A 19,836-nucleotide genomic window follows, 5' to 3' on the forward strand; every position below is an offset into this window, starting at 1 on the left:
ACTTTTTGACCAGAAATAGCCGTCTTATTTGGAACTTATAGTTTTAATATAACTACTGCTGTGGTTGCGATCGCAAGTCTTGTAATCGCCCCTGCAAAAACTTCCCCCATTCTGCTGCCAAAGGGATTTCTGTAAAGGGAACCCGCACTGAGTTAGTGGATTCGGAAAATAGAAATTCTAATTCTATGGAACGACCTTTCTCCGGTGGATTGTTTACATCTACTAATTTTTCATCTACTAAAAGCTGGATTTGTTTAATATCAAGCAAGGAGAATGTTTCTAGTTTAATCGGCCCTTGAGGCGTCGGTTTTCCCCAAGTGATATTGTTTTCTTTTTGACCTAATACAGCATAAATATCATACTTGGCCCGTTCAAATTGCTCTGCCCAGATGCGATAGGCTTCGACTTTTTGATACTCCTTCGAGCCTTGCCAAGCCAACCAGAAAAACATTACTAACAGCGGCAACCACAAAAGACCACGTTCCATCGTTTAAAAAAATCCTCAGTCCTGAGTGAAACTTGTAACTAAAAGTGCAAAATCTACCAACAAGGGGCGCAGATAAGTTATGGTATGAGCAAACTGGCAAAAAGCGGTGATGAGTTAATATGAGAAAACTTATATTATTGTGCTTGTTTGTCATTGGGCTGGGAGCTGCCATATTTGGTTTCCTGAATTTTCAGGGATTGGCAGCGAAAGGAGAGTTTGAGACGATTTTGCTTGATTTTCGGGAAGATATTCCATCATCTGTGGTGGAACAAGATTTGCAAGCGATCGCCAAACAATACAACGTTACACCCCAATTAGACAACAAGTTTTCCAAAAAAGATAATGTGTATATTATCAAGGGCGATCGCCAACGGCTCCAAGAACTGAAAAAATCTCAGTTTGCCCAAGCGACAGAATTCATTGAACCAAACTATATCTACAACAAGATTCCCCAACCAGGTAAAACCGCTTGGCTAGGTGAATTTTTAACACCTCAAGAAGATGAAGAAACAAGTCCTTCATTAACTGGCCCTAATGACCAATATTACAGCAAGCAGTGGAACTTGCACAAAATCGGTATTGAAGGCGCATGGAGTCAAACTAAAGGCAGTGGCATCACAGTCGCAGTTATTGACACCGGAATTACCAAAGTTCGCGACTTGTATGAGACAAAATTCGTCAAGGGCTATGATTTTGTTAACGACCGAGAAGAAGCCACAGACGATAACGGCCACGGTACTCATGTTGCCGGAACTATTGCCCAAGCCACAAATAATAAATATGGCGTCGCTGGAATTGCCTACGAAGCTAGTCTGATGCCGCTGAAGGTACTCAGTTCTTATGGCGGTGGTACCGTTGCCGATATTGCCGAAGCGATTAAATTTGCTGCTGATAAAGGTGCAGATGTAATTAATATGAGCTTGGGTGGTGGTGGTGAAAGCCAGCTGATGAAACAAGCGATCGAGTATGCCCATAGAAAAGGTGTTGTTATTATTGCCGCAGCCGGCAATGAAAACGCCAATGGAGCAAGCTATCCAGCCCGCTATCCCTACGTCATAGGCGTTTCGGCAATTGGCCCAGATGGCGAAAGAGCGCCCTATTCTAACTTTGGTGCAGGGGTAGATATCTCTGCTCCAGGTGGTAGTGAAGCTGGTAAGATTCTCCAGGAAACTATCGACGAAAAGGGCGAAGGGGTATTTCTGGGTTTTCAGGGTACAAGTATGGCTGCTCCCCACGTTGCTGGGGTTGCAGCATTAATTAAAGCTGCTGGCATCAAAGAACCAGATGAAGTTTTAAAAGTCCTCAAGCAGTCAGCACGAGTCATTCAGGATGATGGTTTGAACTATTATGGTGCTGGACAACTCAATGCAGAAGCAGCAGTCAAACTAGCCTTTAGCGGACAAATCAGTTTTCCAGATTTCTTCCGCTGGTTACGGGATAGCGGCTATCTTAACCCCGGCTTTTGGATTGATGGTGGTGCGGTAGCACTGTTACCCAAGGTTTTAATGGTAGTTGGTTCCTATCTGCTGGCTTGGTTTTTACGCGTTTACTTCCCCTTCACTTGGAGTTGGTCTTTATCTAGTGGACTAATTGCTGGCAGTTCTGGGTTATTCTTCCTCAAGGGAATCTATATTTTTGATCTTCCCCAATGGCCTTTCCGGGTTTTGGGCAGTTCAATTCCCGAATTGGGCAATACTCTCCAGGGAACTGATGCCTTGAATCCTATATTTGCCAGTGTACTGATTCCCATTGTGTTGATGGCATTGCTGCTGGGACATCCTAGTTGGAAATGGTTTGCCATTGGTTCAACTTTAGGTATAGCCGCGTGCTTAACTACAAGTGCGTTTTTCGAGCCGGCAGTTTGGGGATTGGGAAGTGGTAACATAGCACGCCTCTTCCTCATTGCTAATGCCCTAGTCTGTTATGGACTTGTTCGTTTAGCATTGAAAAATGAAGAAAAAATTGCGTAAATTGAGAATGGGAAATCAATTTTTATAACTCCTAACTCTTGTAGAGACGCGATTAATCGCGTCTCTACTAATTTCCTACTCCCCACTCAGCACTCAGAACTGTTATGAGCATTACACTTACAGGTACAGTCGAACGTCGTGATATTGGTACAGGCGCATGGGCGTTAGTTACAGAAGAGGGCGTTACTTACGAAATCCTTAGAGGGGCTGACAAAGACTTACTCAAAGCCGGACAAAAAGCAAAAGTTAAAGGACAGGTGCGTGAAGATATCATGACAACTGCCATGATTGGCCCTGCCTTAGAGGTCAAATCTTTTGAGATAATTAGTTCTGATTAGCTGTGGAATCCAGAACCTCTTGCAGACGGCTTCTAAACTCCCCTTTGGGATGGCCTCCTTTCACTTCACCAACAATCTGAAATTCTCCCTCTGGAGAATTGCAGATGATGTAAGTAGGCCATCCCATTTCTAATTTATCGGGATATTGAGTCAATAAAATCTTGCGATACTTGCGGTAAGCAGTCGTATCTTGCATTTTTACATCGATAAATTCTAAACCCAGTTCTTCAGCCACCTTTTTGTCATAAAAAGACATTTTGTGGCAGATGCCGCACTCTTCTGAAGAGAACTTAATTACAGCTAAACTCATGGGTTGGCTACTCTTTGATTATAAACAAAGTTTTTTAGCATAATGCCATGAAATATTACCATATAGCTGGTCATTAGTGTCAATCTCAGGCTGAAACCCCGATCCAGTATTTTTATCCTTTTTCCCTAATAGTAGTCTGTCAATACGATGGTCGCTGAGTCAAGTAGTACCACTACATGGAAGCAAGCTACGCGCAGCCTCTCCTACGCCAAAATATCAAGTAGGATGTGAAAATCAGTCGAAATCTATTCACTATCTGAATTTAAGCTTGTATTTAACAATATCCAAATTTCGATAAAAAAGATAAAAAATAAGGTGCGTTAGCTTTCTTTGTAACGCACCATCTATTAGCAATTGCAGATTAATAAATCCACATTTTTTATTCTTCTGGCTCTAAATCGACATCTTCCTCTTCATCTTCTTCACTGGCTTTAGCTACGGAGTTAGCAGAAACAACAGCGCCTTTATCTAGCTTTTCACGCACCAGTTTCTTAATTTCCTCAGCAAATTCAGGCTTTTCTTCTAGATACTTAATGGCGTTGTCTCGTCCTTGGGAGATATTATCGCCGTTGTAACTATACCAAGCTCCTTTGCGGATAATAATGCCAGTTTCTTCTGCTAGGTCAACAACACAACCCAAGGTAGAAATACCTTTACCAAAAATAATGTCAAATTCCGCTATTCTAAAAGGCGGCGCTACTTTATTTTTGGCGACTTTGACTTTAACCCGATTACCATATTCATCTGTACCTTTTTTCAAGGTTTGAATCCGACGAATATCCAAACGCACCGAAGCGTAAAATTTCAATGCGTTACCGCCAGTAGTCGTTTCTGGGCTACCGTAAGTAACACCGATTTTTTGCCGTAACTGGTTGATGAAAATTACTGTACAACCAGATTTACCAATATTGCCAGTAATTTTACGTAGGGCTTGGCTCATTAACCGCGCTTGCAGACCAACGTGAGCATCACCCATATCGCCTTCAATTTCAGCACGGGGAACCAGTGCTGCTACTGAATCTATAACTACAATATCAACCGCAGCAGAGCGAACCAGCTGATCGACAATTTCCAAAGCTGATTCGCCAGTGTCAGGTTGAGAAATCAGCAAATTGTCAATATCTACACCCAATGCCGCAGCATAAGTGGGATCGAGGGCGTGTTCTGCATCAACAAAGGCAGCAATACCGCCATTTCTTTGCACTTCGGCTAGCGCATGTAGCGCTACTGTAGTTTTACCAGAACTTTCTGGGCCATAAATTTCAATTACCCGACCTTTGGGTAAACCACCACCTAATGCTAAATCTAGGGTAAGCGCTCCACTAGAAATTGTTTCCACCCGCATCCGGGTAGCGTCGCCTAGGCGCATGATTGCTCCTTTACCAAAGCTGCGCTCAATCTGGTTTAGCACCATAGTCAGTGCTTTTTGCTTGCCAGAAGTATCGGTGTTGATAGCCATTCCTGTCTCTAATGCCTCTTAATATATGGTTTTAAGGAGTGTTGGTGTCGGAGTTTGAGTAGAACAGATATACTATTTTAACCAGAAAATTCTGGAATAGGACTTCTCAAATCAAAAAAGGGGTGTGACAAGATCGTAACTCGATCGCTACCAGATTAGGGTAGTTTTGCACAATGATACCAACTTGCATTCAGAGATAGCTTTTTTTAGCTAGGTAAGCAAGGGTTTTCAAAGAAAAAATTACCTAAACAACTTACCTGACGCCGTGTACATAGTTAGACTGCTTGATTTTGGAGAGATAAAAACTTAGTACAACGCCACGCGATCAATAAACCGTTGAATTTTGCTCACTCACAACATAAACCGTAGTAGTCCCCGACATCGATAAGTTCAGTAAAGTTGGCGTTCTTCTTAAATAGGACTTACGCAAGAGCTTTCTGAAACTCTTATTTCTCCGTGTCCTCTGCGCCCTCTGTGGTTCGTTTTTTCATGATTTTGCGTAAGTCCTGTTAAAGAGAGCCTGTTGGCATGGAAATTATATACTGATAAAATTGTGACATAAATCACATTTATTATTCTAAGCAAACGTGAATAAGTCACAGGCTATTAAGCTACTTGAAAGTGAGGCATGGACAAAAGCAGACGCTATGCGTGCTTTGGAAGTAATTGACTTTAGTACCAATCCCGATGAGATTATCATTCGTAGAGCTATTTCGCGTTTTGCTGGTTCTGAATTAATTAAGCGTCAGCGTCTTCAAGCGGCCCAGAAAGGTCTGGTAACTAAGAAAACTAAAGAAATTGAGTTAATGGAGCAGGAGTATGCTACCAAAATTGACCAAGTTAAAAATTATCCGAAACAGGAAAGAGAAAAATACGATGCTGAAATTAAAAGCTTGTCTCAGAGAAATAACATTTTAGAAGTTGAACTCAAGACAATATATTCTCAAAACAAAAATTTAATAGAAGTGAATGAACAACTCAAAAAAGACAATAAATCTCTCAAAAATTTAGTCGATCAAATTAAACTTAAACTAGCTATCAATACTAAACAAATCCTCAAATATGAAGATAGTGAAATTCGGAAAGCAGTAATTACTTTTTTCCAATGGACTTTAGGATAAAGCACTGAATATATGGCTGCTCAAAAAGGTAAAAAAAGGAATTTTAGAGGAATGAGTTATCGGGTTGTTCAACTCGCTAACTCAAAGAATCGGAGTAAGCTTCATGAGAAAGACCAAATTTGGCTAAAAGAAAACTTTTACAAGAATATTGGTTGGGATCATGTTGTTAATCTTTATCAAAAAATAGAGGAGTTTATAGATAATTATCATGTTGAAGAATTGACACTTGAAGAATTATTTATTGAGGCTGATAGGATTGGTAATAAATATCTCACTAATCAAGAAATAAACAAGTATAACCAAAGATTATCTAAAAAAGTTAATGAAGTTGCAGAAGAAATAGATAAGCAGTTTCCTGAGACAGAGATGGAATTTATTGATTTTAGTCAAAATACCAATATTAAATATAAAAAGAAGCATAACCAAAAGATATATAGAACAGTAAAAATTTAGTGGTAAATATGGTTAACATTGAAGATAAAGAACTTAAAGAATTATTTGCGCTTGCGGATACAATCGGCAACAAGCGGTATCACAGGCTAACTCATGAAGATTTTGAAACTTATAGAAAATTCGATTACTGGCGATATATTAATGGTGATTTTGAGTGTGGAACAACTCAAGAAAGTAAAGATTGGGTGAGAGAAAATTCTAACTGGTATTGTCCAATTTGTGGATCTCACTACTCTGACAAAGGTGGCAAGACGATAGATCACAAGCTACCTCGGTCACAGTATCCTTGGTTATCAATGGAATTCAGGAATTTATGGGTCATTTGCCAGGTTTGTAACAAAGAAAAGGGTGAAATGCATTGGTATAAATATGAACACTATATATTTGTTCGCTATCCAAATCTTTATCTTGCTGTGAAAATGGCACGCCCTAGCCAGTTACTCCAGTCTCTGAAAGATTAAACCAAATAGTGTAATCATCTATTGCTTTGATGTGTGCTGGGAAATCTAACATTCAATAATGAACACTGTATTATCTTGAGCCAGAATTGAGTTCAGAAGAGTTATCTGCTAAAATATAGTCAAAATGTCTAAAATAGTCAAAATTGCTATGCAGACCTACACTCTCACAGATGCTCGTAACAAACACGGTGAGGTTTTTGACAAGGCTGCTACTGAGCCAGTTCTACTAACTAAGCAATCACGGCCTAGCCACGTGATTATTTCAGCCGAGAGCTACCAAAAATTAATGAATCGGCTGGAAGAATTAGAGGATATGGTTTTCGGTCAAGCTGCTGAAGTTGCTCTGAGTCACTCCAAAATGATTGGTACAGAGGCTTTTACATCTGCATTAGAGCATTTAGCTAATGGCGAAGCTTGATGGTCTAGCAACTGTTCTTGATTTTCTGAACGGTTTACAGCCTAAAATAGCAGCACAGATTGCAAAAAAGGTTTTAGCTTTGAATGTTGAGCCTTTACCCGCTGATAGTGAGCAGCTATCTGGTTATCAGGGTTTATATCGAGTTGATAGTGGTGAATATCGAATTATTTACAGGTATTTTCCCGATCGCGATTTAATAGAAGTGATTTTAGTCGGTAAGCGCAATGATGATGATGTTTACAAAAGATTGAAGCGTTTACTCGGTTAAACTTCGGGTTTCATTAAAAATGCTAGAATCGCTCCAGCACAAATGCTTTCAGGCATCTTTGATGACTCTCGACCTTCCCGACTCTCTGATACTCGATACGGCGCTTTCGGTATCTGGATTAACTGACTATATCCGCTTGCTGTTAGAGCAAGATGAACGATTGCGCCAAGTTTGGGTAACTGGCGAAGTTTCTAGCGCTAACAACCATCGCAGTGGGTTGTTTTTCACGCTGCAAGATACCGATCGCAGCGCCGGAATTAAGTGTGTAGTATGGAATAGCCAATTGCCAAAACTCGCCCAAATGCCTGTTCCTGGCGAACAGATAATCATTTTGGGCAGCATTCGCGTCTATCCGCAACGGGGAGAGTATCAGTTATCAGTTTGGCAAACTCTACCTGCTGGTGTTGGTTTACAGGCGTTACGCTATCAACAACTCAAAAATCGCTTGCTGGCTGAGGGGTTATTCGACGCGCAAAGAAAGCGATCGCTCCCCACTCATCCCCAAACGATCGCTGTCGTCACTTCCCCAACGGCTGCTGCTTGGGGTGATATTCAAAAAACCCTGAAGCAAAGGTATCCAGGTTTACACGTTTTATTTTCTCCGGCGACCGTACAAGGCGAGCAAGCGCCTGAATCTATCGTCAAAGCAATTGAGCGAGTGGAAAGAGATGGTCGTGCCGAAGTGCTAATTTTATCGCGGGGTGGTGGCGCGGTGGAAGAGTTGGCTTGTTTTAATGATGAACGAGTGGTGCGATCGCTGGCTAGTTGTTCCATTCCTGTAATTACTGGGATCGGCCATCAACGAGATGAATCTTTAGCAGATTTAGTCGCAGATGTATGTGTGCATACACCCACTGCGGCAGCGGAAATGGTTGTACCAGCACTTTCAGAGTTGTATACTGAGCATCGGCAGCGAGTTGTCGCTTTACATGAGGCGGTGCATGACTTTAGGGAAAATGCTGAGAATAAACTGCAAGTATTGCGGAACCGTTTGCGACGTTTGCGGTTAGATCGGCAAGTGGAGCAGGAAGTGGAAAAGCTAGCTTGGAAGCGTCAGCATTTGGTGCAAATTACAACGGGGCGATCGCAGCAAGCAACACAGCATTTAGAATTATTGCGGCAGAAGTTGGCTAGTCTTGACCCGAAAGCGGTGTTGCAGCGTGGTTATGCGGTGGTGAGAAGGGAAAATGGAGCGATCGCTCGTTCGGCGGCGGAGTTAGCTGTGGGAGAAGAGTTAGTGATTCAGTTGGGGCAGGGTGGGGTTAAAGTGAAGGTTATGGAAATAAATAAATGAGTAATGAGTAATGAGTAATGAGTAATGAGTAATGAGTAAGTAGGTAGACATAATTAAATATAAAATCAACTCCTAGTTTGTAGTGAGCGATTTATCGCTCAGAGCAAGGATTATCAGGACTAAAGTCCTTACTACAAACTTTAAATTTATTTATGCTTAGATACTTAATACCCATTACTTATTACTCATTACTTCAAAATTAAAGACAGTTGAGGTCTTGAACCCTTGAATTTACGATAAACGAACCCCCAAGACGCCAAGGACGCAGAGAGTTGAATGGTTAAACGTAAGAGTGTTTCTACTTCTGAGGAAGGTTGGAATTATGAGGCGAAGGTTGCTGAAATAGAGGGAATTATTACTCGCATTGAGGCGGGTGAATTGGAATTGGAAGCTGTGTTTGACCAATTTGCAACTGCTGTAGAGTATTTGCGTCAGTGCGAAGGTTTTTTGCAGCAGCGACAACAGCAGGTAGATTTGTTGATTGAAACATTAAGCCAAGAGTAGATGCCGGAGACTCTAGTTTGAGTCTAGGCTAGTAGTGTGAATACAGGAGTTTGCTTTTAAGTGAGGTACAAAATACAGGACTCAAAATCTTAGATATAACGCAATACAGTTCAGAATGAGCAACAAAACACTTGTAGAGACGGCGATTTATCGCGTCTAAATCCCCGGACGCTGGGCTTTGTTTTAGGATTTATTTTTGTGGCAGGTTTGAGCGAAAACTGCTGTAACTACGAATTACGAATTACGAATTACGAATTATTTAAGCCAGAGTTCTAATGAGGAGTTGGATAAACAGAGAATGACTGATGAGATCATTGATTTGACAAACTGCGATCGCGAACCGATCCACATTCCAAGTTTGATCCAGCCTCACGGGATTTTACTAGTTTTGCAAGATCCCACCCTGGAAATCCTTCAGGTGAGCAGTAATAGTCAGGAAGTTGTTGGTCGTCAACCTGATGAATTGCTGGGCAAGCCGCTATCAGATTTACTCAATGTCAAGCAGATTAAACTAATTCAACAATGTCTGGCAGAGGATTTTGAGAGCGTTAATCCCCTCAATTTGTCCATCAAACATCAAAATAAATTAATTCATTTTGATGGCATTGTCCATCATTTAGATACTATTATTATTCTCGAATTAGAGCCGAAAAAAGCAAAGGACAAAACAGGCTTTTTTGACTTCTATCAACAGGTAAGAGGAACCATCACCCGCATTCAGAAAGCAGCAACGCTGCTAGAAATGTGCCAGATTGTGGTGACAGAAGTCCGGCGAATTACTGGCTTCGATCGCGTCATGGTCTATCGATTCGATCGCGAAGGGGCAGGCAGTGTCATCGCTGAAGACACCAATCACGAAACGCCCTATTTGGATTTACACTATCCGCCTTCTGATATTCCCAAGCAAGCCCGACAGCTATACACCCTTAATTGGCTGCGGCTGATTCCAGATGCCAGCTACCAGCCTGTCACCTTAATTCCAGCGAACAATCCTTTAACAAATCAACCGTTGGATCTCAGTCTCTCGGTGTTGCGGAGTGTTTCTCCGATTCATCTAGAGTACCTGGAAAATATGGGCGTGACCGCTTCTATGTCTATTTCTCTGATGCACGAGCAAAAGCTTTGGGGATTGATTGCCTGTCACCATTCGTCACCCAAATATATTTCTTACAATATCCGCACCATCTGCGAGTTCATTGGACAGGTGATGTCTGTGGAACTGGCAAATAAAGAAGCAAGTGAAGATATTGATTACAAAAGTCAATTAAAGTCATTACAAACTAAATTTGTGGAAGGCTTGTCTCAGGCTGAGTATTTCCTGGATGGCATGGTGCAAATGAAATCTCAATTACTCAATTTGGTCAGCGCCACAGGAGCGGCGATCTGTAGTGGCGACCAGTATATTCAAGTGGGTAAAACCCCATCAGAGTCGGAGATTCACGCCTTACTTGATTGGATTAAGCTTCAACTGCATCATAACTTGTTTGAGACGCGATCGCTCACGAAAAATTACCCTGCTGCCGAATCATTTAAAGCGATCGCTAGTGGCGTTTTAGCTCTGGAAATTTCCAAAGTTCATCACAATTACATTCTCTGGTTTCGTCCAGAGGTAATTCAAACAGTGAATTGGGGCGGCAACCCCAACAAGCCTGTAGAAGTTTTCTCAGATGGCAGTTTCAGAATGTCTCCTCGCAAATCCTTTGAATTATGGCAAGAAACGGTGCAAGGATCTGCCCTACCCTGGAAACCCTGCGAAATTGAGGTGGTTACTGAACTGCGAAGCCTGATTGTGGGCGTTGTGTTACGGCAGGCAGATAAATTGGCATCGATGAATTTTGAATTACAACGGAGTAACGAAGAACTTGATTCTTTTGCCTACGTTGCTTCCCATGACCTCAAAGAACCGCTGCGGGGCATTCACAACTATGCTAACTTCTTAATGGAAGACTATGCAGACATACTAGATAGCGATGGAATGGCGAAACTGCAAACCTTGGTGCGGCTGACGCAGCGAATGGAAGACCTGATCAATTCCCTCCTCCATTTCTCACGGTTGGGACGCGCCGAACTGATCCGGCAACCAGTGCATCTGTATGAGTTAGTACCCCAGGTAATCACCACCTTGACTATTTCTCGACCGCAGAGCGCAGTTGAGTTTCGCATTCCTCAACCCCTGAAGAGCGTTCAAGGCGATCGCGCTCAAATTAATGAACTCTTCAGCAACCTGATTAGCAACGCTATTAAGTACAATGATAAACCTGATAAATGGGTCGAAATAGGTTTTATTGAAGGAAATGGAGACAGAAAAGTTACTTCTACTTCTCTAACTTTCTACGTTCGTGATAACGGCATTGGCATCTCTCAAGAGCATCTCGACAAAATCTTTCAAATCTTCCGCCGCTTACATGGACGGGACGAATTTGGCGGTGGGACTGGGGTAGGGTTAACCATTGCCCGCAAAATCGTGGAACGTCATGGTGGTAGAATCTGGGTGGAATCTACACCAACTGTTGGTAGTACGTTTTACTTTACTCTGTCGGCGGAGGCAAATACATGACTCAAATTTCAGCCCCTCCGATCCCGGAAAAGCCCCTACTTTTAATTGTCGAGGATAGCAATGAAGACTTTGAGGCACTGCAACGATTTCTAGGGCGATCTACCATTGCGATCGCTATTCAGAGATGTATGAATGGAGAACAAGCCTTAGCCTTTCTTTATCGCACTGGTAGTTATGTGGAACGCGAAAGCGCGTCCCGTCCCGGCTTGATTGTGCTTGACTTGAACCTACCCGGAACCGATGGACGAGAAGTGTTACGCCGGATTAAACAGGATGACAACTTGAAGATGATTCCGGTGGTGGTGTTTACTACCTCTAACAATCCTAAAGATATTGAAGTATGCTATCAATATGGTGTCAACAGCTATATTGTTAAACCAATCAATTTTGCTCAACTGAAAAGAGATATTCAAATGCTCGTGGAATATTGGTTTGAAGTAACGACATTGCCTGATTACCCGCAGGATTCCTTATGATAAAATCTTTACATAGGTGAGGATTTTAGCGCTATTTTTAAAACACTAATTTCTGTATGATAACCTGCGGAATGTGGGCTTTAACTCATCCGCTCAATTAATTTTACGATGTCTCAGCAACAGCGCACCCTCCTAATTGTCGATGATTCCCCAGAAGATCGAGAACTATATCGGCGGTATTTGCTGCGCGATCGCGAATCTTCTTACACTATCCTAGAAGCAACGCTGGGACAACAAGGGCTAGAACTTTGGCAGCAACATCAGCCCGATGCTGTGTTGCTTGATTATCGATTACCTGACCTAGACGGACTAGAATTTCTGGCACAATTGCAACCCTCAATGCAACAGCCTTGCCTACCTGTGATTGTCGTCACTGGGCAGGGCAATGAGGCGATCGCAGTTAAGGCGATCAAAGCGGGCGCGCAAGATTATATTATCAAAGAGCAAATCACCCCAGAAGGGCTACAAATAGCAGTCAATGGGGCAATTGAAACAGTCCGGCTACGTACCCAACTACAACAGCGTATTGAACGAGAGCGCGTAGTCTCACATATTACCCAGAAAATTCACGAATCGCTGAATCTGGATGAAATTCTTCAAACAACCGTAACCGAAGTGCGAGAATTTCTGCACACCGATCGCGTCTTAGTTTTTCAGTTAAAACCTGACGGGAATGGCACAGTAATAGCAGAATCAGTCGGGACACAATGGCGATCGCTTCTCTCGTCTACTGTGTACGATCCCTGCCTTGCTGAGAGCTACATTACCTCGAATCGACCGCAACCTGTCAGGCACGAACCCGCCTTGATTAAAAATTATATCGAACGTTATTATCAGGGACAAGTAACGGCAGTATCAGATATTCACGATCGCAGTATTGACCCCTGCCACGGTGAATTGTTGGCACAGTTTCAAGTCAAAGCTCATCTGGTTGTACCAATTCTGCAAGACAACCAGTTTTGGGGATTGCTAATTGCTCATCATTGTACCTCACCTCGATTTTGGCAGCCCTTAGAAATTGACTTGCTTAAAGAGTTGGCAACTCAGATGAGTATCGCCTTGCGACAGGCAGAACTGTATCAGCAGGCACAACATGAACTAAAAGAACGCCAACAGGTAGAAGCAGAACTACGCCAGAGCGAACAACGGCTGCGATTGGCACTATCAGCTTCGCGGATGGGAACGTGGAACTGGAACATCCAAACCGGAAAAATTTCCTGGTCGGATAATCTGGAAGCCTCATTTGGACTGGAACCAGGAGAGTTTGACGGCTCATTCGAGATGTTTGCCGCGCGAGTCCACCCTGACGATCGCGATCGCGTTCTAGCAGTCGTCAATCGTGCCATCGCCACCGGCGAAGACTATGACATTGAATTTCGAGTGGTATATCCTAATGGCACGATTCGGTGGGCACTAAGTCAGGGTAAGGTATTCTACGACCAACACGGGCAACCAATTCAGATGGCGGGTATCGATCTAGATATCACCGAACGCAAACGATCGGCCGAAACTCTGCGCGAGAGTGAGGAACGTTTTCGGCAGCTTGCAGAAAATATTGATGCGGTGTTCTGGATCAAAGAGGTGCAGGAAAATCGAGTTAGCTATGTTAGCCCTGCATATAAACGCCTGTGGGGATTGAACCCAGAGGAATTGTATCAAGGACAACAAGCATGGGTCGATCGCATCCACCCAGAAGATCGAGCAGCGACAGACAGAGCGTTTCATGAAAAAGCTGTCGCCGGGAAATTCGATGAGGAATACCGAATTATTTTAGCCGATGGTAGTATTCGCTGGGTTCACGATCGCTGCTTTCCCCTTCGAGATGAAACTGGAGAGATTTATCGGTTTGCAGGTATTGCCGAAGACATCAGCGAACGCAAACAGGCAGAGCAAGCCCTGCGAGACAGTGAAGAACGTCTGCAAATGGCACTGGAAGGTTCTGGTGGCGGTCTCTGGGATTGGAACATTGTTACCAATGAAGATTATTTAAGTTCCCGATGGCTGGAAATGCTGGGATATGAGCAAGGAGATTTACCTGGGGACTTTAGCGCTTGGGAGCGACTGATTCATCCTGAGGATAAAGTTTGGGTGATGGAACGGTTGAATGCCCATCTTCACGACGATTCGGTGTCTTACAAATTTGAATATCGCATGTTAACCAAGTCTGGGGAGTGGAAATGGATAGCCAACCACGGAAAGGTAGTTTCGCGCGATCGACAAGGCAATCCACTCCGCCTTTCAGGCATCCATCATGATATCAGCGAGCGCAAACAGGCAGAACTTGCTCTGCGAAAGAGCGAAGAACGCTTCCGCACCTCAGTTGAAAATATGCTGGACTGCTTTGGGGTATACCGTGCTGTACGGAATGAGCAGGGACAGATTGTCGATTTTGTAACTGAATATGTCAATAGTGCGGCTTGTTTCAACAATCAAATGACTTATGAGCAGCAGATTGGGCATGGATTGTGTGAATTACTACCAGGGCATCGTGACAGTGGATTGTTTAATGAATACTGTCAGGTAGTAGAAACAGGGCAGCCGCTCATTAAAGACAGCCTACTTTATGAGGATGATTACGGACAACAACGCTTAGTTAGAGCCTTTGATATCCGCGTGGCTAAATTTGGAGATGGATTTGTTGCCACCTGGCGAGATATCACCACTCGCCAACAAACCGAAGAAGCCTTGCGCCAGAGTGAAGAATTTAAAAACCGCATTTTAGACAGCAGTTCTGATTGCATCAAGGTATTAAGCCTTGATGGGCGGCTGCTGTACATGAATACAGGTGGACTGTGTTTGATGGAAATTGATGACTTAAATGCCCATCTCAATAATGAATGGCTCTGTTTCTGGGAAGGCAGTTCTCGGCAACAGGCAGAGGAGGCATTCGCTGCCACTAAAACAGGTAAAGTCAGCATTTTTAGCGGATACTGCCCAACTGTAAAAGGCACTCCGAAATGGTGGGAAGTGGTCGTTAGCCCGATTTTGGATGCTTCTGGGCAGCTGGAACGAATCTTATTGATTTCACGAGACATTACCGATCGCAAAAAGATAGAACTCCTCTTGCAGGAGAGCGAAGCCCGGTTAAAATTGGCGTACAAAGCGACGCAATCGGGATTATGGGACTGGGACATTATCCGCAACAGAGCTCATGTATCTGAAGAGTATATCAATCTGTATGGGCTTGACCCAAGCACAAAGGAAATCACATATCAACTTTGGTTAAGTATCCTGCATCCAGACGATCGCATCTCAGCTAATGAAGGGGTGAGTCGCACCATCCAGCAACAGGAAGAGTACTATGAAGATGACTTCCGCACTATACATCCTGATGGCATTCGCTGGTTAGCGGCTAGAGGTCAGGTTTTCTATGATGCTGCGGGCAATGCGGTACGGATGGTAGGTAATGTCCAGGATATCACCGATCGCAAACAAGCTGAAATCCAACGCGATCGTCTATTTCAACTAGAACAAGCAGCCAGAGCCGAAGCCGAACGCGCTAATCGGATCAAAGATGAATTTTTGGCGGTTCTCTCCCACGAATTGCGATCGCCTCTTAACCCGATTCTCGGCTGGACAAAACTGCTGCAAACCCGCAAATTTAGTGAAACCAAAACGGCTGAAGCTTTAGCCACCATTGAACGCAACGCGAAACTGCAAACTCAACTGATTGATGACTTGCTCGATCTAGCCAAGATTCTGCGTGGCAAACTGAGCATAGATGCGGCTCCTGTGAATTTGGCATTTGTGATTGAATCTGCGATCGACACAGTAAATACAGCAGCCCTTTCCAAATCAATTGTGTTGCATTCGGTATTGCCGAATATTGGGCAAGTCTCTGGAGATTCCAACCGCCTTCAACAGATCGTTTGGAATTTACTTTCTAATGCGATCAAGTTTACCCCCAAAGGAGGACGGGTAGAAACCCGACTAGAGCAAGTTGACGATCGGGCACAGATTATCGTCAGTGACACTGGCAAAGGCATTAGCTCTGACTTTCTCCCGTATATTTTTGAGTCATTCCGTCAGGAAGATGTCTCAATTACCCGCAAGTATGGGGGGTTAGGATTGGGGTTAGCGATCGTCCGGCAGTTAGTTGAGGCTCACGGCGGCACCATCGCGGCTGATAGTCCGGGTGAAGGCTTGGGAGCCACCTTTACAGTCCAGTTGCCACTGCTGAATGTTGAACCGGAAATCAAGCAGCCAGATGAGTTGCCACAACAAGAACTCGAACTCACGGGGATTAAAGTCCTCACAGTTGATGATGATGCCGATGCCCGTGAGTTATTAACAGTATTACTTACTGAATACGGAGCTACAGTCTTGACTGTTAGCTCTGCGGCAGAAGTTTTAGCAAATCTAGAATCCTTCCAACCCGATGTCTTAGTCAGTGATATTGGGATGCCCGAAGTCGATGGTTATTCCCTGATTCAGCAGATCCGCACCTTAACGCCCGAAAAAGGGGGAGAGATTCCCGCGATCGCTTTGACTGCTTATGCCAGAGTTGATGATTACGAGCGAGCCATCATCAGTGGCTATCAAAGGCACGTTACCAAGCCCCTCGATCCAGAAGAGTTAGTTCAAGCTGTGGTGACACTTGCACACAGTAAACTATGATTCAGTTTAATCGAAAGGTGATGCCACATAAACAACTCCTTCAATCAATTCGGTTTTCTTGAGATTGAGTATGGCATTATAGCGACACTCAAACTCTGCACTAATGAGGCGATCGCCATTCTCAAGAGACAGTAGACAATACGGTTTGGCTAAGGTTTTTTGATGACAATTCTAAATCCCAAAAATGCGATTGATCATTACAAAGACGCGATAAATCGCCGTCTCTACAAAAGAATAATTTCTGATATGATGCTTTGTTTTTAGCAAACAAATCTCTTGCAAAAGTCCCTTCACACGGTAGAATAACGAGATTTTACAAGAGATTTAATCATGAAACCATTTCTGTTTGTAACCGACTTAGATGACACCCTCGTATACCGGACTGTGGGCGATGACAGCGCTTTACCAGAACTAAATCAACTCCTGAGTCAACATCGCCAAGAATACGGTACGAAAATCGTTTATTCTACCGGGCGATCGCCTGTACTTTACAAAGAACTGCAAGCTCAAAAAAATCTTTTGCAACCGGATGCTCTCGTCCTTTCCGTGGGTACTGAAATCTACCTTGATGGTACTGATACTCCAGACTCAGGTTGGTCAGAAATTCTCTCTCCGGGATGGGAACGAGAAACTGTATTATCTATTACAAAAAAATATCCTGAGTTAGTTCGGCAACCAGATTCAGAACAGCGTCCCTTCAAAGTGAGTTGTTTCCTAGAACAAAAAGTATCTGCGAATGTTCTACCACAACTTGAAGCAGAGTTGCAGAAATCTAAATTAAATGTAAAGTTAATCTACAGTAGCGGGATTGACCTTGACATTGTACCCTATAGCAGCGATAAAGGTCAGGCAATGCAATTTTTACGCCAGAAGTGGAAATTTGCAGCAGAACAAACAGTTGTCTGTGGTGATTCAGGTAATGATATTGCTTTATTTGCTGTAGGCAACGAACGGGGAATCATTGTGGGGAATGCCCGCAAAGAGTTACTCCAATGGCACAATGAGTATCCCGCAGACTACCGCTACCTGGCTTCATGTTTTTGTGCAGGTGGAATTATTGAAGGCTTACATTATTTTGGTCTCTTGTAATGATTAGTTATTTAAAAGGTATAGTCGCTGGTATCCAAACAATTGGCGCTAATCGCGTGATTCTGACTCTGGAAGTGAATGGCTTGGGGTATGATTTGCAAGTTCCCCAACGGCTAGCCAATCAGTTACCAGAGTCGGGAGGAGTGGCGCAAATTTTTACCCATTTGCAAATTCGGGAAGAAGTGCCCTTTCTATATGGCTTTGCTTCCCCAGCCGAACGCGATTTATTTCGCCACTTGCTGACTGTCACAGGGATTGGTGCAGCCTTAGCGATCGCCCTCTTAGACACTCTGGAACTACCAGATTTAGTCCAAGCAATTATCGCTGGCAATACGCAAATCCTCATTCAGGCTCCAGGTGTGGGTAAAAAAATCGCTGAACGCATCTGTTTGGAACTGAAAAGCAAATTGGTCGAGTGGCGTAAATCAGCCGGGTTCTTCGTCGCCACAGGCGGGCCAGCACCGGGAATTCTCGAAGAAGTGCAAATGACTCTCTTCGCCTTGGGATATACTGCCCATGAAGTCAGTCACGCTCTCCATGTGGTCAGCGAAGACATCGGACTACCCAAAGATGCTTATGTCGAAGACTGGATTAAACAAGCGATCGCTCATCTCAGTAGCGAACAAGTTTAATTGTCAGTAGTCATTAGTCATTAGTCCTTTGTCATTTGTTATTAGTTATTCTCCCCCTGCCTCCCCTGCCTCCCCTGCTCCCCTGCTCCCCTGCCCCCCTGCCCCCCTGCTCCCTTCCCCCTACCCCAATGACCGACCCTTATGCCTGGCTAGAACAGTCCTTAGCAACAATTCATCGGGCGGACTGGTATCGTTCGGTACAACCTATCGACGGACGTCCGGGTGCAACGGTGGTTTTAGCTGGGCAAGAGGTAATTAATTTTGCCAGCAATGACTATTTGGGATTAGCTGGAGATGAGCGGTTGATGGCAGCGGCGACGGCTGCGATCGCAGAATTTGGGACTGGTAGTACTGGTTCTAGATTACTCAGTGGGCATCGGGAGTTACACAGGGAGTTAGAGGAGGCGATCGCATCTACCAAACAAACAGAAGATGCCTTGGTATTTAGTTCCGGGTATCTAGCGAATTTGGGTGCAATTACCGCCCTTGTAGGCAAACGCGATCTAATATTTTCTGACCAGTACAATCATTCCAGTCTGAAAAATGGAGCGATTCTTAGCGGTGCAGTAGTGGTGGAATATCCACATTGTGATATCGCAGTATTGAAAACTCAGTTGAGTCAACAGCGGCAAAATTACCGACGCTGTTTGATTCTTACTGATACTGTCTTCAGCATGGATGGTGATTTATGTCCGTTGCCTGCACTGTTGGATCTCGCTGATGAATTTAGCTGTATGCTGTTAGTCGATGAAGCTCATGCCACTGGGGTACTAGGAAAAACTGGCGCTGGGTGCGTCGAATATTTCGGGTGTACAGGAAGGCAATTAATTCAAGTTGGCACTTTGAGTAAAGCTTTAGGTAGTTTAGGCGGGTATGTAGCAGGAAGTAGCGCCCTAATTGATTTTTTGCGGAACCGCGCACCCAGTTGGATTTATACCACTGGGCTTTCACCTGCTGATACAGCCGCGGCCTTAGCAGCGATCGAGATCGTGCAACAAGAACCGCAACGCCGTGCCCAATTGTGGGGGAATATACATTACTTGAAAACGTTGCTGCAACAGGTACCTGACCTGAAATTGCTGCCTTCTGAATCACCCATATTATGTTTTCAATTGCCTAATGCCACAGATGCGCTCAAAGCTGGAAAACAGCTAAGAGATGCTGGCATTTTTGCCCCAGCAATTCGTCCCCCCACAGTGCCCACAAGTCGAATCAGAATATCCGTGATGGCAACTCATCAAGTGGCGCATATTGAAAAATTGGTAGCAGTACTAAAGGATATTAGCTGGCGACAGTAGGGTATTGGGCATAATGAACGGAGTTGCGAGGTGGATTCATCCGGTTCAAAGGTGGATGAACGGAGTTCTGAGGTGGATTCATCC

18 protein-coding genes and 1 pseudogene are annotated in these 19,836 nt (G+C 43.9%); 15 read left to right on the plus strand and 4 right to left on the minus strand.

Features of this window, described 5'->3' with window-relative positions:
* Positions 1–52: 52 nt before the first annotated feature.
* Positions 53–487 carry a hypothetical protein gene (locus tag ACM0OX_RS21865; protein ID WP_414517077.1) on the minus strand — a complete coding sequence of 145 codons (435 nt, stop codon included), beginning with the start codon at positions 485–487 and terminating at the stop codon, positions 53–55.
* Between the two features lie 119 nt (positions 488–606).
* Between ACM0OX_RS21865 and ACM0OX_RS21870 the strand changes: the two genes are divergently transcribed.
* Positions 607–2,457, plus strand: a complete 1,851-nt coding sequence (locus tag ACM0OX_RS21870; RefSeq protein ID WP_414517078.1) for a S8 family peptidase — start codon at positions 607–609, stop codon at positions 2,455–2,457.
* Between the two features lie 104 nt (positions 2,458–2,561).
* Positions 2,562–2,795, plus strand: coding sequence for a hypothetical protein (locus ACM0OX_RS21875; RefSeq protein ID WP_414517079.1), 234 nt, complete (start codon positions 2,562–2,564; stop codon positions 2,793–2,795).
* On the opposite strand, the gene ACM0OX_RS21880 is transcribed toward ACM0OX_RS21875, so the two are convergent.
* Both ACM0OX_RS21880 and recA read right to left on the minus strand, forming a co-directional pair.
* On the minus strand, positions 2,782–3,105 hold the full coding sequence (locus ACM0OX_RS21880; RefSeq protein ID WP_414517080.1) for a thioredoxin family protein: 324 nt from the start codon (positions 3,103–3,105) through the stop codon (positions 2,782–2,784). The genes ACM0OX_RS21875 and ACM0OX_RS21880 overlap by 14 nt on opposite strands.
* A gap of 379 nt (positions 3,106–3,484) precedes the next feature.
* Positions 3,485–4,564, minus strand: coding sequence for a recombinase RecA (gene recA, locus ACM0OX_RS21885; protein WP_179068506.1), 1,080 nt, complete (start codon positions 4,562–4,564; stop codon positions 3,485–3,487).
* Between the two features lie 587 nt (positions 4,565–5,151).
* Between recA and ACM0OX_RS21890 the strand changes: the two genes are divergently transcribed.
* The 10 genes from ACM0OX_RS21890 to ACM0OX_RS21935 all read left to right on the plus strand — a co-directional run bounded on the left by ACM0OX_RS21890 (position 5,152) and on the right by ACM0OX_RS21935 (position 16,733).
* Complete coding sequence (locus ACM0OX_RS21890) at positions 5,152–5,685, plus strand: hypothetical protein (protein ID WP_414517081.1); 534 nt, start codon at positions 5,152–5,154, stop codon at positions 5,683–5,685.
* Positions 5,686–5,697: 12 nt separating this feature from the next.
* Entirely contained in the window at positions 5,698–6,138 is a 441-nt protein-coding gene (locus tag ACM0OX_RS21895) for a hypothetical protein (protein WP_414517083.1), read from the plus strand.
* An 8-nt stretch (positions 6,139–6,146) separates the two neighbouring features.
* A complete protein-coding gene (locus ACM0OX_RS21900) occupies positions 6,147–6,599 on the plus strand; it encodes an HNH endonuclease (RefSeq protein WP_414517084.1) in 453 nt (150 codons plus the stop codon).
* Between the two features lie 124 nt (positions 6,600–6,723).
* Positions 6,724–7,017 carry a type II toxin-antitoxin system Phd/YefM family antitoxin gene (locus tag ACM0OX_RS21905; RefSeq protein WP_228012949.1) on the plus strand — a complete coding sequence of 98 codons (294 nt, stop codon included), beginning with the start codon at positions 6,724–6,726 and terminating at the stop codon, positions 7,015–7,017.
* Positions 7,004–7,285: a type II toxin-antitoxin system RelE family toxin gene (locus ACM0OX_RS21910; RefSeq protein ID WP_289796253.1), complete on the plus strand. Its 282-nt coding sequence runs from the start codon at positions 7,004–7,006 to the stop codon at positions 7,283–7,285. Before ACM0OX_RS21905 ends, ACM0OX_RS21910 begins: the two co-directional genes overlap by 14 nt.
* A 61-nt stretch (positions 7,286–7,346) precedes the next feature.
* Positions 7,347–8,579, plus strand: coding sequence for an exodeoxyribonuclease VII large subunit (gene xseA / locus ACM0OX_RS21915; protein ID WP_414517091.1), 1,233 nt, complete (start codon positions 7,347–7,349; stop codon positions 8,577–8,579).
* 276 nt (positions 8,580–8,855) lie between these two features.
* On the plus strand, positions 8,856–9,083 hold the full coding sequence (gene xseB / locus ACM0OX_RS21920; RefSeq protein WP_414517085.1) for an exodeoxyribonuclease VII small subunit: 228 nt from the start codon (positions 8,856–8,858) through the stop codon (positions 9,081–9,083).
* 298 nt (positions 9,084–9,381) lie between these two features.
* Positions 9,382–11,640, plus strand: coding sequence for an ATP-binding protein (locus ACM0OX_RS21925; protein WP_414517086.1), 2,259 nt, complete (start codon positions 9,382–9,384; stop codon positions 11,638–11,640).
* Complete coding sequence (locus ACM0OX_RS21930; RefSeq protein WP_414517087.1) at positions 11,637–12,116, plus strand: response regulator; 480 nt, start codon at positions 11,637–11,639, stop codon at positions 12,114–12,116. The genes ACM0OX_RS21925 and ACM0OX_RS21930 overlap by 4 nt, the downstream gene beginning before the upstream one ends.
* Before the next feature lie 108 nt (positions 12,117–12,224).
* A complete protein-coding gene (locus ACM0OX_RS21935) occupies positions 12,225–16,733 on the plus strand; it encodes a PAS domain-containing protein (protein WP_414517088.1) in 4,509 nt (1,502 codons plus the stop codon).
* A gap of 15 nt (positions 16,734–16,748) precedes the next feature.
* On the opposite strand, the pseudogene ACM0OX_RS21940 reads toward ACM0OX_RS21935, so the two are convergent.
* Positions 16,749–16,865 (minus strand): annotated as a pseudogene (locus tag ACM0OX_RS21940) (Uma2 family endonuclease); the annotation flags it as partial.
* A 198-nt stretch (positions 16,866–17,063) separates the two neighbouring features.
* Between ACM0OX_RS21940 and ACM0OX_RS21945 the strand changes: the two are divergent.
* The 3 genes from ACM0OX_RS21945 (at position 17,064) to bioF (ending at position 19,752) form a co-directional block, all read left to right on the plus strand.
* Positions 17,064–17,822, plus strand: a complete 759-nt coding sequence (locus ACM0OX_RS21945; protein WP_414517089.1) for a sucrose-phosphate phosphatase — start codon at positions 17,064–17,066, stop codon at positions 17,820–17,822.
* Positions 17,822–18,454, plus strand: a complete 633-nt coding sequence (ruvA, locus tag ACM0OX_RS21950) for a Holliday junction branch migration protein RuvA (protein WP_109007998.1) — start codon at positions 17,822–17,824, stop codon at positions 18,452–18,454. The genes ACM0OX_RS21945 and ruvA overlap by 1 nt, the downstream gene beginning before the upstream one ends.
* 128 nt (positions 18,455–18,582) lie before the next feature.
* Complete coding sequence (gene bioF, locus ACM0OX_RS21955) at positions 18,583–19,752, plus strand: 8-amino-7-oxononanoate synthase (protein WP_414517090.1); 1,170 nt, start codon at positions 18,583–18,585, stop codon at positions 19,750–19,752.
* Positions 19,753–19,836 lie beyond the last annotated feature (84 nt).

The organism is Nostoc sp. PCC 9305, from assembly GCF_963920915.1.
In the GTDB taxonomy this organism is placed as follows: domain Bacteria; phylum Cyanobacteriota; class Cyanobacteriia; order Cyanobacteriales; family Nostocaceae; genus Nostoc.

Excerpts from the sequence above, each read along its gene's own strand:
- ACM0OX_RS21875 (WP_414517079.1), top strand. The coding sequence starts at position 2,562 with ATGAGCATTACACTTACAGGTACAGTCGAACGTCGTGATATTGGTACA.
- ACM0OX_RS21870 (WP_414517078.1), top strand. The coding sequence starts at position 607 with ATGAGAAAACTTATATTATTGTGCTTGTTTGTCATTGGGCTGGGAGCT.
- ACM0OX_RS21925 (WP_414517086.1), top strand. The coding sequence starts at position 9,382 with ATGACTGATGAGATCATTGATTTGACAAACTGCGATCGCGAACCGATC.
- bioF (WP_414517090.1), top strand. The coding sequence starts at position 18,583 with ATGACCGACCCTTATGCCTGGCTAGAACAGTCCTTAGCAACAATTCAT.
- recA (WP_179068506.1), bottom strand. The coding sequence starts at position 4,564 with ATGGCTATCAACACCGATACTTCTGGCAAGCAAAAAGCACTGACTATG.
- ACM0OX_RS21880 (WP_414517080.1), bottom strand. The coding sequence starts at position 3,105 with ATGAGTTTAGCTGTAATTAAGTTCTCTTCAGAAGAGTGCGGCATCTGC.
- ruvA (WP_109007998.1), top strand. The coding sequence starts at position 17,822 with ATGATTAGTTATTTAAAAGGTATAGTCGCTGGTATCCAAACAATTGGC.
- ACM0OX_RS21865 (WP_414517077.1), bottom strand. The coding sequence starts at position 487 with ATGGAACGTGGTCTTTTGTGGTTGCCGCTGTTAGTAATGTTTTTCTGG.
- xseA (WP_414517091.1), top strand. The coding sequence starts at position 7,347 with ATGACTCTCGACCTTCCCGACTCTCTGATACTCGATACGGCGCTTTCG.
- ACM0OX_RS21930 (WP_414517087.1), top strand. The coding sequence starts at position 11,637 with ATGACTCAAATTTCAGCCCCTCCGATCCCGGAAAAGCCCCTACTTTTA.
- ACM0OX_RS21910 (WP_289796253.1), top strand. The coding sequence starts at position 7,004 with ATGGCGAAGCTTGATGGTCTAGCAACTGTTCTTGATTTTCTGAACGGT.
- xseB (WP_414517085.1), top strand. The coding sequence starts at position 8,856 with ATGGTTAAACGTAAGAGTGTTTCTACTTCTGAGGAAGGTTGGAATTAT.
- ACM0OX_RS21945 (WP_414517089.1), top strand. The coding sequence starts at position 17,064 with ATGAAACCATTTCTGTTTGTAACCGACTTAGATGACACCCTCGTATAC.
- ACM0OX_RS21905 (WP_228012949.1), top strand. The coding sequence starts at position 6,724 with ATGTCTAAAATAGTCAAAATTGCTATGCAGACCTACACTCTCACAGAT.
- ACM0OX_RS21900 (WP_414517084.1), top strand. The coding sequence starts at position 6,147 with ATGGTTAACATTGAAGATAAAGAACTTAAAGAATTATTTGCGCTTGCG.
- ACM0OX_RS21935 (WP_414517088.1), top strand. The coding sequence starts at position 12,225 with ATGTCTCAGCAACAGCGCACCCTCCTAATTGTCGATGATTCCCCAGAA.
- ACM0OX_RS21895 (WP_414517083.1), top strand. The coding sequence starts at position 5,698 with ATGGCTGCTCAAAAAGGTAAAAAAAGGAATTTTAGAGGAATGAGTTAT.